Origin of the sequence: Halomonas rhizosphaerae (genome assembly GCF_030012485.1) — a bacterium.
Taxonomy (GTDB): Bacteria; Pseudomonadota; Gammaproteobacteria; order Pseudomonadales; family Halomonadaceae; genus Halomonas; species Halomonas rhizosphaerae.
The window spans coordinates 65,311-77,845 of record NZ_JASCQQ010000017.1; the positions used below are offsets into that span (position 1 = coordinate 65,311).

The window sequence follows — 12,535 nt, forward strand, 5'->3', positions numbered from 1 at the left end:
GGCTCAGCGGATTTCGTTGTGATGCCATCGGCAATGAAGTTGCTTTAGGTCGATGTAAGGTCTGGAATCAGAACTTTTTCCTGCTGGACTCTCCATGACCCTCAGCAGAAGCGAGATCAATGCGATACGTTGCAATACCCGCCAAGCGTCGGCACCGACCGACTGTCGCCGTGCCCGATTGATGCCCCTTTGGGCAATGGATATCGCCAGGCCACCGATACGATAGCGACTGCCCCTCCGGCGAATAGACGTGATCATGCTGGCCGATGCGGGGCGACGGCTCATCGGGCCTACCGGGTGATCCGCATAGTCCTGCAGCCTTGAACGGATGACATGGGAGTCGAGGAACCTTGAAAGACTCGAATCGGCCAGTCGGTCGTCACAGACCAGGCCCTGGAACATCGCGGCGGTGGCTCCTCCTCGGGTCATTGCGAGTTTCCAGTCAACGAGACTGTCCGCGCTGGCACGTGGCCACTGCAAGAGGTCGGGAAAGTGGTGTTTCAGCATGCTCAGCAGCAGTCGCTTGTCGACCCGTAACCAGGCTGGAAGCATTTGGAAAAGGGCCATGACGGGTTGGTGCAGCATCGGGCGCACAGATGGCACCAGGGGTTCACGGAAGAATGTGGGGGCGTTCAACCAGCGTGCCATGTGCAGGCGGTAGCTCAAGTGATCCTGAACATCCTTGGACGGCTCATCCCAGAATGGATTGACGAGACGATGGACACCGGCACTGGCAAGCTCCGCCGCCAGCATCTGGCTATGGCCTCTTAGAAAGGGGGACAGACCCGCAACCGGCCCGCTGAAAGGGAGACCTGACGAGACTTCGAAGGCATGCCGGCGACTGACGGGCATTCCGCCAACGCCCAGCAACTGGTCGCCGACGAGAAACCTCGACGAGTTCCATTCCCGAGAGCCCAGAAAGTCGGGACCCGCTACGAAGTTGCCCAGATTATCCGAACACAGCCCGGCAGCCCTCACCCAACGTTCGGCGGATGACGTGAAGGATTCCTGGTCATAATGCAGAAACCTGAAGTTCATCCCAAAACCCGCTGCCACACGCGACGCGATATCGACATCCGAGCAGGGAACGCTATCTGACACTCCCCAGCACAACGCTCGCCCTGGCATAGCGTCTTCCTGGCAGAGCAGGGCCAGCAAGGTGCGTGAATCATAACCGCCGGTGAGTAACAACTGGGCGTTATCCGACAGACTGGGCTTGACGGCCCTTACGGCTGAGCACATGGCATCGCGCAGATCGCTGGCAGCCTGACGCTCCCTGATACGGACGCAGGGTTGAAAATTCAGCTGCCAGTAGGTCGAACACTGCACGTCTGCCCTGATGAGCGATATGGTGATGACCTGAGCGGGCTCAAGCAGGTGCACGTCTTTGAACAAGGTTCGAGCATCGACCGCGTGACCCATGCTCATGAACTCTAGGGCACCTATCTCATCGAGTTCCGGGCGAAGGCCCGATAGTGCGCAGACAAGCCAAGGCTCAGTGGCAAACGCCACTGCCTCGTCGCCCGCATGGTAGTGGAGCGGACATGTCCCCATCCTGTCGTTGGCCACCAGAAGGATATCGTGATGTAGGTCAAGAATGACGATCAGGTAGTCGCCATCCAGTCTCTTGAGCAGCGAACAGCCCTCCTGGCGATAGCGACTCAGCAGCGTCGGGGCCGTTAGTGAGTTCCCCGTCTCAGGGTCGATGGATACCCCATGCACCAACACACCGATGCCATGATCGGGGTCAAAGCAGTCATCTGGCGGGATAGCTCCATGAAGAGCCCCCAGCAGCATTCTCCGCGTATGGCGCCAGTAGAGGCGCTGATAGCGAGCGCTCCCTCCCGGCGCAACATGGATCCACTGTGGTAGCAGCTTCTTTGACCTTTCAGCCGTCACAACGCCAAAAATACCTGCCATTTGGATTCCTCGGATGGCTCGCCAATTGCGTATTCAATATGACAGATAGAGAAACTGAAATGGATACACCAGCGGAGAGTAATATAGTCACGCGGGGATCGCGCCTTCCGGCTCTAGACCCATGGCACGAATCAGGTCAGGGAACACATTGTCGACGTGGTAATGGTCCGCCATCGATGCCGCCGCTTGGCCCATCGCTGGAATGGACTGTTTATTTGCCAGAAACCAGCGAAGCTTGGACTCGAGATCACCAGGATGCTCAGCAGTAAAGAGCATTCCATTGACGCCGGGTAGAATAATCTCGCCGTTGTCCTGCCAGTCAGACGCAAGGACTGGAAGACCGGAAACGAACGCATCGACGATAACACCGGGAAAGCCTTCGCCTGCATACCGAGTAGGAAATACCATCAGCTCGTAATCGGGCAACATATCCGGAATTGCCTCGGGTGGCATCACACCGCAGTAATGAATCACGGACTGTCGTCCCCGGATGAGTCCCCTGAACCATTCGCGATGCTTTTCGGGTACCGGTCCCCATATATCCAACGACAGGCAAGGTTCCGCATGTTCCCGGTTGATTGACTCCACGGCATCGATGGCAAGCTCAAGGCCTTTTTGAGGAATGACACGGGACAGATAGACAAGGCGTAGCGGAGCACGGTGACTGAGGGCTGGGTCAGGTCCCGAGGATAATCGACGGTTCATGGGGAAATTGCGAAAGTTGGGAAGCAGCGAGACGTTACCGAGGCCAAGACATTTCAGCCTCAAGAGCATCCGGCGAGTCTGAACATGAATACCCGTGCAGGCCGACAGGCGCTTAACATCCTGTGGCCTGCTTTCCAAGTAGTCGGGTAACCAGCCACCTACGACCAGGTAGTGAAGGCGAAACTGATAGCGTTTCATCCAGGCCAGATAGAGGGGAAGGAGCCATTTCAGTCCCCGCTCACCCGGCATCATGATGGCATTGGTACTCACGCTGAGTCTCCGGTGTATTTCCAGTAATGTCCAGATGGGTGCATGCGATAGCCTTCCTGTATCGACACTCGCTAAATGAACATCTCGGAGCCGACGAGACAACTCGGAACGCACAAGCCTAGTCCTGACGATTTGGCCATCCACCCTCGACTGATGATCGGCAAAATGTCCCAGAAGAACTAGACGATTCATGACAGGCGGCTCTCTGTCTTGATGCAGGGTTGTATTCTTCCCTCTTCCACGACTGAAACCAGTGCTCTTTCAAGTCGAGCCGCGAGAAGGTCTCTCGAGAACTGTTCTTCGGCAAGGCGCCTAGCCGCCCTACCGGCGGCTAGCTTGCCGACTTCATTCTCCAGCCAACGTTGAAGCTGACGAGCCGCAATACGAGTATCTCGTGACAATACCAGGCCGGCACCGGATTCGAGCAGCAGGTCGGCTTGCCATCCTTCATAGTTGATGGCCACGCCTGTCCCAGAGGCCAAGCCATCAAAGAATTTGTTGGCAGAATTATTCTGCATTGCCGGAATATCGACGAACAATGACGTAACGACTGACGCCGCAGAAAAGGCGTCACAAATCTTGGCATGAGCCACACGAGGGTAGAAAAAGACGCTGGTGTTCAGCAATCCTTTCATCGCTGCCAAGTCGCGAATTCGATCGGCCTCGGCTCCCTCTCCCATGATCACGAAACGGACGTCAGGTCGCCTGGCACGTAAATGTTCCGCCACCTCAACCAGGTACCCAACGCCATTGACGCGGCCGAGTGCACCGGCATAGAGCACGATAGGCGCCTCACCCAGCTCGGGATGAATGCGTCTAAAACGCTGAGCCGATACCTCTGATGGCATGAAGGTATCCAGATCACAGCTATTGGGAATCACCTCGACCTGGTGCCGCGGATAGCCCGTCGCCACGACGCCATCTGCCATGCCTGGCGAGAGCGCAATCACCCTATTCGCGTGCCGATAGGCATAACGTTCCAGCCATCGCGCCAGGAAGATCAACAACGGGTGCCTGATGGCGCCCACGGCAATCGGCATTTCGGGCCAAAGGTCCCTGACCTCGAAGATCATCGGGATCTTGTTACCACGCGATGCGTGGATGCCAGGAATGGCGATGGTCAGGGGGGTACTTGTCGCCAGTACGACATCTCCTCCGAGACAGCGAGCCTTCTTCGAAGCAGCGATAGCGAAGCGGACAAAGGCCGACAGACGTTGGCGATAGCTCATATTGTTATGATACGGAACATGAAACCAATGGACGTGGATGCCATCTTCCTGTGTCTGATGCCAGCCCTTCCTGCCTACGACAGCGCTTCTGTCGGAGGTGACAACATGAACTTCGTGTCCATGTGCCACCAGTCTTCTGGCCATTTCATAGGTTCTTGACCCGCCCGGCATGGATGGAATGTTGAAATACTGATGGACATAGATGATCTTCAGGGTCTCATGGCAGGTATCCGCAAGGTGACGGTGGCTGACGTCAAGCTTTTCATTCTCATGGCACTGTTCCATAATGGACCTCTGCTCGATATCCCATATTAAAATGACTATGAAGAGGTGCTTGCGAAGCCAACGCCAACATCACCCAGAAGAACTTGTTGAACTGGATCTCATCGAAAGTCCCGTAGACCAACGACAGCACCATCAATGAAAGGAAGAGCGCCGCAATCCCTCGCCCTTTCCAGCATTTAAAAAAGATACTCAACAGAAGGCACAACCAGACGATTCCAGTAATTATTCCGAAGTTAAGTATTACCCGAAGGAAGCTATTGTGGGAGGCTAGACCACTCGAAAGACCTAACTCTTTTCCCAGCAGCTCTGAAAAAAACATGCCTTGCCCTAGAAAGGGCTTTTCCATGAACAAACCAGCTGCGGCTGAAAAAATACTGCTCCTCATGCCATCCTGCGATCCGTACAAGGCCATGATGATTCTCTCTATCACAAGATCATTATTTAAAAGCAAGAAGGCAGTCGCCATCAACATAAAAGGGAGTAACACAAGATACGCAGAAAGCTTCTCTTTTCTGAACCCGACCACTAACAGACACAACAAACCAAGCAGCATCCCGAGAAAAGCTGCACGACTTCCCGACCTCAAGAGACAGTAGAATTGTAATCCAGCACCTAACAGCAACAGAATTCCCAACAGACCGACTCTCGGCCACCTTTCGAACATGAGCCACGTCAGTATGATGAAGGCCATTGCAAACCAGTAAGCCTGACGGTTAAGGTTTTCGCCCTCATAGCCAAGGCGCTGTCCTCCTTCTACCGCGAAACCATCGGGTGTGAGAAGAGAGGAAAAAGCGATATACATCATGGCCAACAGGAAGCTGATACCAATGTAATGAAGCGCCCGGGGATCCTTGGCAAGATCCAGCAGGATGAAGAAGATGATCAGCACCTGGACCCATTGCAGGTATAGGGAAAGCCATCCCGGCATGACATGTCCCTGGATAATAATACGTATCAACTCGATGACCAGGGTCATCGACAGCACGCCGATCGCCCACCACTGTGAAGGGTCCGTCATCTTCAAGGCGTTCACACCGAATACCGTAAACCAAAAGACCAACAGGAGAGCCGCGACTGCCGCTGGATTCCGCAACATGGGAATTCCGCTGAGGACTATCGTGTTGTCGAAGATGCTCAACAGCACAAACAAGCTCGCTAACACCAGTAGCGTCGTCGACTTCCTTTCGGCAGTCGGAATGGAAGTGGTCATCATTATTTCTTTCACGGCTGTCACCCTCCAGACCATCACGCAGGAGAAATTGAGAAGTGGTGAGAAGGGGCTTATTAGGAGTCGTTCAGCGACTATGACGCTGATGCGCCGACAGCTGTGACATGGTGGTACCACTGCCGGACAGGATGAAAGCCACTGTCCAGTTCTGCTTCAAGATGATAGGCAGGTGCATTTGGCAATCCCACTCGCGACATGGAAAACGGCGTCACGCTGGATGGCTCGTTGTAACGCAACCCGGACGATGAGCGGAAAAAGGAGCGAAAACCCGTTGATCTCACTATCTGGCGAACCGCGTCATTCTGGCTCCCACCCGGAAAACAGAAGTGAGGTGCCTTGAGGCTGAGGTGGCGGCACAGGTCACTCTTGCATCGCTCGATCTCGTGTCGAGCTTCTCTTCCGGATACTCGTCCCAGTAGTGCATGAGAGTAGCTATGCCCCCCGATGTCGATTCCTCGCGACATCAGGAAGCGTGCTTCTTCCCACGTCAGCATACGATTACGAGGCTGGGAGACTTCGAGCTGCTCTGCAAGATCCTCGAGAAACGCGTCGCGTTCTCCACGAGTCAGATGTGCAATCGAGTCCTTGATTCGCGAGTAGGCTTCTCGGCGCTGACGTGGCTGTCCCAACGGGAAGCAGACCTCAGCCAGTTTAGGATGGGCCACACGAGGCTCTCGCGTCCGCTGCAACAATGTCCCCAGACGCTCGGACCAGGGAAGCTCGCCATTGGCGAGCGACCGCGTTACAACAAAGATCGTGGCGGGTATCCTGTAGGACTCAAGGATGGGAAACGCCGTTTCGAGATTATCGCGGAACCCGTCATCCAGCGTCAGGACGACCGAGCGGTGCGGCGGCGGCTTGCCTTGTTCGAGACACTCGACCAGCGTGTCCAGCGAGATGAACTCATAGTGACGCGCCAGGTAGGTAATCTGCTCGGCAAACCAGTCTTCCCTGAGCCCCTGCAAATAACCTTCATCGTCACCTGCGATACGATGGCCATATAGAATCAGGGTTCCTTGCCGCCGTCGTAACATTCTCCCCAGACGGCTGACGCCAGATACCACCACTCCCCGGCTGACCAGATCTCGCACGCCCTCTTTCATCGGATAGACTCCTCAGCACATACCGTATCCGCTCATTAGCGCAGGCATTTCGTGCAAAGTCACCCGCCTCGAAACGCCATTCCCCATTACTGCACCGTACCATCCTTCCCGGCACACCATCTCGTCTCTGCTGATCGATCGAGACACTCGCTCCAAATACGGTCTGAAGTTCATTGACCAGCAACTGGCCATCAGGGCGTTCAAAGATGTCGACGTCCATGCTTCTGAAGCCGGCTAGCTCGGTCACCTGATACAGTAAATTTAGATGCCGCACTTCCGGCATGTTCCACTCGGCAATACCGGAACCGCTGTGAAAGTTACCCACCCTACCCTTCCGGTGTCCGAAAAAGGAATCTCCGATGCGGACCATGCGCCATTCCTGGACATTCGGCAGATACTCCTGGAGCAGCAGGGAGCCCCACTCACGGTCTCGTCGGTCATGCCCATACGGTGCGTGTCCACGGGTGAAGGCGCACCTGACTACACGGTATAACGCGCGACGGTCACGCAGTATCCTGACACCCGTGGAGGCCGCACCAAAACGGGTCTTGAACACGACCGGCAGTTCACACTCCCGGGCAAAGTGCCGTGCCTCGTCTCTATCAAAGAAGACCCAGGTACGCGGACAAGGTATGCCCTGCACCACCAGCCAGTCCGCAGTGCGTATCTTGTCCTCGTACATCCACGCCTCTTCCACGCCAGGGAAGAGTACCTTTCCCATGTGCTTCTCGATCAATTCACAGCGGTCTTTCTGCAGACGCGCATAGGGGCCCAGGCTCGCGTCGGGCCAGCTGAAGAAAAGCTCGCATCCGCTGTCAAGCACCCTGCGATGCCAGTCGTGTGCGGCGATATCGATCACCCTGAACGGCAGACCGAGCTCCTGGCAAGCACGAACGTAGTGGGTATGCCGCTGCACGCGACTTTTGATGATGCCTAGCCTGATGCCCAGTCCCATGGTATCGATATCGCTCTCAAGCGTGCTCGACAGCGGGTCACGACGTGCGAAATAGCGTTCCTTGAGCAGACTCATGGATACGTAACGCTGAACCAGGTGCCGGAGGCACTGCGGCAGGCATGTGCGTCCAGCTTCTACCCAGTCAATTGCCATGGCCGGTTCCCGTCAGTTGGGTATACATTTCCAAGTGATCATCGATGAAGCGCTGCTTTCCGAACCATGCGCAGGCCAGGTCGCGGGATCGTTCTCCGCGTTGCCATCTCTCGATGTCGGAAAGATCAAGCATCCATTCCATGGCCTCGGCTATGGAAACGGGATCTTTTTCATCAAAATCCCTTCCGTTCTCGGCCTGCTCCACCACCAGCGGCAGATCCGAGACACGGCTGACCAGGACGGGCAAGCCCGTGGCCATGGCCTCGACTAGGGCATTGGGAAATCCCTCCTGAAGTGATGCATGGAGGAAGACGTCGGCTTCCCGCAACGCTTCATCGACATCCGTCGTCGTGCCATGGAACGTCACCAGGTGCCTCACGCCAAGCGCATCGGCCAGGCGCATCGCGTCATGATAGGCTTGTGAAGGCGATCCATCTCCCTTCAGACCCAGACGCCCATACCAGTCGAGGTGAAAGACGTCCCCGCGCCGGCGATGAAGTATCGACACCGCTTCAACGACTCGCACCGGATTTTTCACCTCGTAGACGCTTCCTACCGCACAGAAATGAAGAGACTCCATACTCTCTTTTGACGCATCTTGTCCGTTATCGTCACGTGGTGCCAGCATGTGTTCTGACGATGTCGGTTTGAGTATGCGACGGATTACGGGTGGCCGGTATCGACTGAGGTCTAGGCCATTTCGGATGACGTTGACCTTGCCTATCAGCCAGGGTGCGAGACTCTCGAGGTGGTGACGGTTCATTTGCGTCTCCGTCACCACTCGATCCGCCAGGCCGAAGAGGCACAGCGATACCCAGAGCGATGGCTTTCGACGCCCATAGCTGGCCGTCGAATAATCACTCGCTATCAGCCGCAGTTCCGTCCGCCAGGGCCTCGCCAATGCCGCCACACACGACGCCCGCTTCATGAACGCATGCACAATCTGGGGTGAAAAGTCATCCAACCAGTGCCGGGCCAAGGCCACGTGGCCCCAGCGCCCCCTGGCCGGTGTGCTGCGCACGGTCACTCCCTGTGCTTCCAGTTGACGGTCCATCTCGGACGGGCCTCTGTAGCACAGCACCTCGACCGTATGGCCCTGCCGTGCCAGACCGATGGCCAGCTCTGCCAGTTGACGTTCTGCACCCCCCTGCCCGAGACGACCGATCATCAAGCCAATCTTCATCGTAATGCCTGCTCGCCTGTGCCGGCACACTCCGACAAGGTAGATACCGAGATCCTAGCGGTATGGATCTCCTCCAGCTCTCTCCATCGACGATCTCGTCCCTGTTGAAAGTAACGGTTGGGTCGCTTCAGATCTCTGCGGTAGAACGCGTAACACTCTTCCAGAATGCTGAGCTCATGATGCCCCTCGGCCCAGCTGGAGGTGCAGGGTTCGAGGACGTCGAATGGTACGGCATCACCGAAGATCGCCTGACAGGTTCGATAGGCGCTGGAGTAGAAGGTGGCCACGCGTTGCGGCAAGGCCTCGGCGCCGATGAGCGCCAACTCGACGGGCTGGCCGTGACGCTTGACATCGAGCCGCGGAATCTTCCCCAGCTCGGCCAGGTTCTCGGCGGTCTCGCGCGGGTGTGGCCAGTATGGAAGAGTCAGCCCCGCATAGACCTGGTTGATAACGTCCGCTACCAAGGTGCGATAGTCTGCGCCACTCAGCAGCTCAAGCTCTACCAGGGGTTGACCCAGCAGCCAGATGTCGTCATTGACACCTTCTGTCTGGCGACGCGACTCCAATAACCCTCGCAGATAGTCATAGCGGTTGACCATGTGGCGTCTCACGCCCATGGCTTCCGGGTAGGCCGTGAACCACCACGCACCATCTATCCCGTGGATGTCGATCCCCAGCAGACGCCGCCGAAGTCGCTTGGCCAGGGAGAGTTCGCCAACATCGCGGCGAAGGGAGGCGGTACCGTCCTCACAGACCAGGATGTCCCTCCCTCCCGCGAGGCCAGCAAAGTCTTGGTGGCGCAGCTCTCGCGGGTTACCCATCACGACAAGCTCGGCCCTGGGCCATTGCTTCAGCATCCGGATGAAACGTCGATGCAGCCTTCGATCGATCAGCGCCTCTTTCATCCCCCGGCGCCAGGCAGCCTCGGGGCGTTCCCCTGGCGTGCTCGCCGAGACGGCTGCCACGTCCGTCCACCGCGAGAATTGCGGCAGCCGCGAGAAGAGGTCCAGGGTGTAGTTCTCTTCCATGACCACCAGATAGCACTCCTGGCTCGCCAGGGCCGTGACCAGCTCCATGGCATTGAGATACTGCAGCGGCGTCGAAACGATTACATGGCACCGATGCCCAGACAAGCGTTCGACATTGGTCATGACAGCTTCACCAGCCCTTTCTGGGCCCACTGCTGCAGGTAGGCCTCAACCGATGACACGGGCAATCCCACGCGGCTCGCCAGCAGGGCCACGCTTGTCGGTCTATCCAGCGTGGGTACCAGCTCCATCAATTGGCGCATGCGCCGGCGACTGTCATCCGGGATGTCGCCGAAGGCCACCTGTCCGGGGTCGATATAGAGGTCGTAGCTCGGATGGGAGAGGCAGACATTGCCCCTGAAGCGCTTGTGCAGCACGCATCCCGACTCGAGCAGTCCCACCGCCTCGGCCACCACGTCAAGCGCTTCCTGCATGCAGCCGCGACGAATCATCTCGACGGAGTCCTTGTCGCTGTGGTACTCGGGATAGGGAAAACGCGACAGCGACGCCATGGGAATACCATAGGCCTCCCAGATGTACTCGTCATTGATCAGCCAGCTCGCAAAGCCTCCGGTTCGGTGCCTTGCACCGCGTCTCTCCAGGACCTTGGCCAGGGCCATCTCGATGTTGGAGTGGGCGCTTCGTGAATACTGCAGCGCCAGCTCGGTGGACGAGCCCAGCATCTCCAACATGACCCCCTCAAGGATATGCTCCCGTTCTTCATCGGGCAGCTTCCCCAGGTAGTATTCGTTACCGATGATGCCCGGGGCCAGTACCAGTCGATAGCTGAAACGACGCGGGGAGTGGCGGCGGGCCAGCGCCTTGAACAGGGCGATGCCCACGGCCACACCGGAAAGGCCATCATTGGCCACGCCGGGGTGATCCAGGTTCGCGCCGAACACGATGGTCTCCGGCGAGTTGCCCGGCAAGTCATAGGTCAGTGCTCTAAGCGTGCCAGGCGACTCCCGGGTCTGGATACAGATATCGAAGTCCCCGTCAGGTAGCGTGTCGAAGAGGCGTTTCGGAACACAGAAGCCCCAGTCGCGTTGCCAGCTGCGAAACTGCTGACGGAAGTGGAACGGCACCGCTTCCGGGTCACGATGATCAAAGTAGAGGTGCTCACGCAGCTCTTCTCGACTCACGCGCCCCTGGAAGGATGACGACAGCGCCATCACGCCGAGCGCATGGTGCTTACCGTCATAGACCAGCTCCCCCCCATGATGCATGGTCGCGACTTCCACGTGCCAGCTCGGCGGAATCACCCAGCCGTTGTAGACGTCGGTATCAGGATAGGCATGCTCCTTGAAGGGAAGCAGGCTCTTCAGGTAATCAACCGCCCGGTCGGTATCTGGAGAGCAGACCGCACGGTTAAGCGGTGCAAGGTCTTCCAGTAGCATCATCATGAGCTCGGTAGCGAGCGACATCTCAGCAGGCTCTGTCACTGTCTCCCCCACCGTGAGTCCGTTGCCGCATCACATTCATGACGGAGATCGAAGCTTGCCTTCACCCATGGCATGGCGGACGGAGAGGCGTCGAGGCTCACAGGCAGGTCATTGGTATCCACTCGAGGCAGGCAGAGCGGGTCCTGATGACAGGGATCCGTCAGGCCCGGTTCCACTGTCAGTCCCGCCGCGCAGCCGTATCGCCGAAGCAGTGCCAGGAGACGGTCGTCATAACCGCCATAGGGGTAGCACATCACCCAGTCCTGTCGAGAAACTCCCAATTCGTCGAGAAACTTCAACCCCGCCTCAACCTCCAGCGCCTGCTCATCGTCATCGAGCGTGTTCAGCCAGAGATGGCGATCACCATGACTACCGATGAACATACCCGCGTCGCGCAGTGCCCCAAGCTGCGTATGGTTCATGTAGAGGTCATCGGCGAAGCTCGCCGCGTCTTCTGTCACGAAACGGTGGAACAATCGCTGGGTGATCTGCGCGCTCAAGGCCGAGGGCAACCCCTTCTGAAGGATACGCTTGATGAAGATCACAGGCGGATTGTCGTATCGGCCCGGTTTGGCATACTCGCGGTAGTAGTCGGCCGATGGACGCAGCCGGAAGGCATCGCGGTTCTCGTCGATCGCCGTCAGGATCTCATGCACCAGGGCCCCGGTATCATCGGTGCCGGCCAGAGCGAAGTGAATCTTGTTGACGTCCAGCACGCTGCGCTCCCGGATGGCCCGGACAGGGGGAAAGAAGCTTCCCTGCCAGCCCCTCGCGACCAGCTCCGGCAATACGTAGTCATGGTGATCCCGATAGCCATCGTCGAACGTCAGCAACAATGACCGAGGTGCCAGCGTTGTCTCACCACGGCTGGCGGCAACCACCTCCTGCATGGTCACCACACGATAGTGCCGGCCAATGAAGTCCAGTTGTCCGCGAAAGAGATCCAGCTCCAGCCCCTTGAGTCCTGGATAGCGAGAGCCCGCAAGAGGGCGAACGTAGTGGTACATCACGATGGTCAATGGATTCACGACTAT

At 57.4% G+C, this 12,535-nt stretch carries 10 protein-coding genes; all 10 read right to left on the reverse strand.

Features of this window, described 5'->3' with window-relative positions:
• Positions 1-3 precede the first annotated feature (3 nt).
• Positions 4-1,920, reverse strand: a complete 1,917-nt coding sequence (locus QLQ86_RS08655) for a hypothetical protein (protein WP_282816599.1) — start codon at positions 1,918-1,920, stop codon at positions 4-6.
• A gap of 87 nt (positions 1,921-2,007) precedes the next feature.
• Positions 2,008-2,895: a glycosyltransferase family 4 protein gene (locus QLQ86_RS08660; protein ID WP_282816600.1), complete on the reverse strand. Its 888-nt coding sequence runs from the start codon at positions 2,893-2,895 to the stop codon at positions 2,008-2,010.
• 188 nt (positions 2,896-3,083) lie between these two features.
• A complete protein-coding gene (locus tag QLQ86_RS08665) occupies positions 3,084-4,409 on the reverse strand; it encodes a glycosyltransferase family 4 protein (RefSeq protein ID WP_282816601.1) in 1,326 nt (441 codons plus the stop codon).
• A complete protein-coding gene (locus tag QLQ86_RS08670) occupies positions 4,393-5,619 on the reverse strand; it encodes an O-antigen ligase family protein (protein WP_282816602.1) in 1,227 nt (408 codons plus the stop codon). The genes QLQ86_RS08665 and QLQ86_RS08670 overlap by 17 nt, the downstream gene beginning before the upstream one ends.
• A gap of 92 nt (positions 5,620-5,711) precedes the next feature.
• Positions 5,712-6,671, reverse strand: a complete 960-nt coding sequence (locus QLQ86_RS08675) for a polysaccharide deacetylase family protein (RefSeq protein WP_282816603.1) — start codon at positions 6,669-6,671, stop codon at positions 5,712-5,714.
• Positions 6,616-7,848 (reverse strand): ATP-grasp domain-containing protein, encoded by a 1,233-nt coding sequence (locus tag QLQ86_RS08680; RefSeq protein ID WP_282816604.1) that lies wholly within the window; start codon positions 7,846-7,848, stop codon positions 6,616-6,618. The genes QLQ86_RS08675 and QLQ86_RS08680 overlap by 56 nt, the downstream gene beginning before the upstream one ends.
• Positions 7,838-9,031: a glycosyltransferase gene (locus QLQ86_RS08685; RefSeq protein ID WP_282816605.1), complete on the reverse strand. Its 1,194-nt coding sequence runs from the start codon at positions 9,029-9,031 to the stop codon at positions 7,838-7,840. Before QLQ86_RS08685 ends, QLQ86_RS08680 begins: the two co-directional genes overlap by 11 nt.
• Positions 9,028-10,182, reverse strand: coding sequence for a hypothetical protein (locus tag QLQ86_RS08690; RefSeq protein ID WP_282816606.1), 1,155 nt, complete (start codon positions 10,180-10,182; stop codon positions 9,028-9,030). The genes QLQ86_RS08685 and QLQ86_RS08690 overlap by 4 nt, the downstream gene beginning before the upstream one ends.
• Complete coding sequence (locus QLQ86_RS08695) at positions 10,179-11,483, reverse strand: DUF4910 domain-containing protein (RefSeq protein ID WP_282816607.1); 1,305 nt, start codon at positions 11,481-11,483, stop codon at positions 10,179-10,181. The genes QLQ86_RS08690 and QLQ86_RS08695 overlap by 4 nt, the downstream gene beginning before the upstream one ends.
• 14 nt (positions 11,484-11,497) lie before the next feature.
• Positions 11,498-12,529, reverse strand: a complete 1,032-nt coding sequence (locus tag QLQ86_RS08700) for a polysaccharide deacetylase family protein (RefSeq protein ID WP_282816608.1) — start codon at positions 12,527-12,529, stop codon at positions 11,498-11,500.
• Positions 12,530-12,535: the final 6 nt, after the last annotated feature.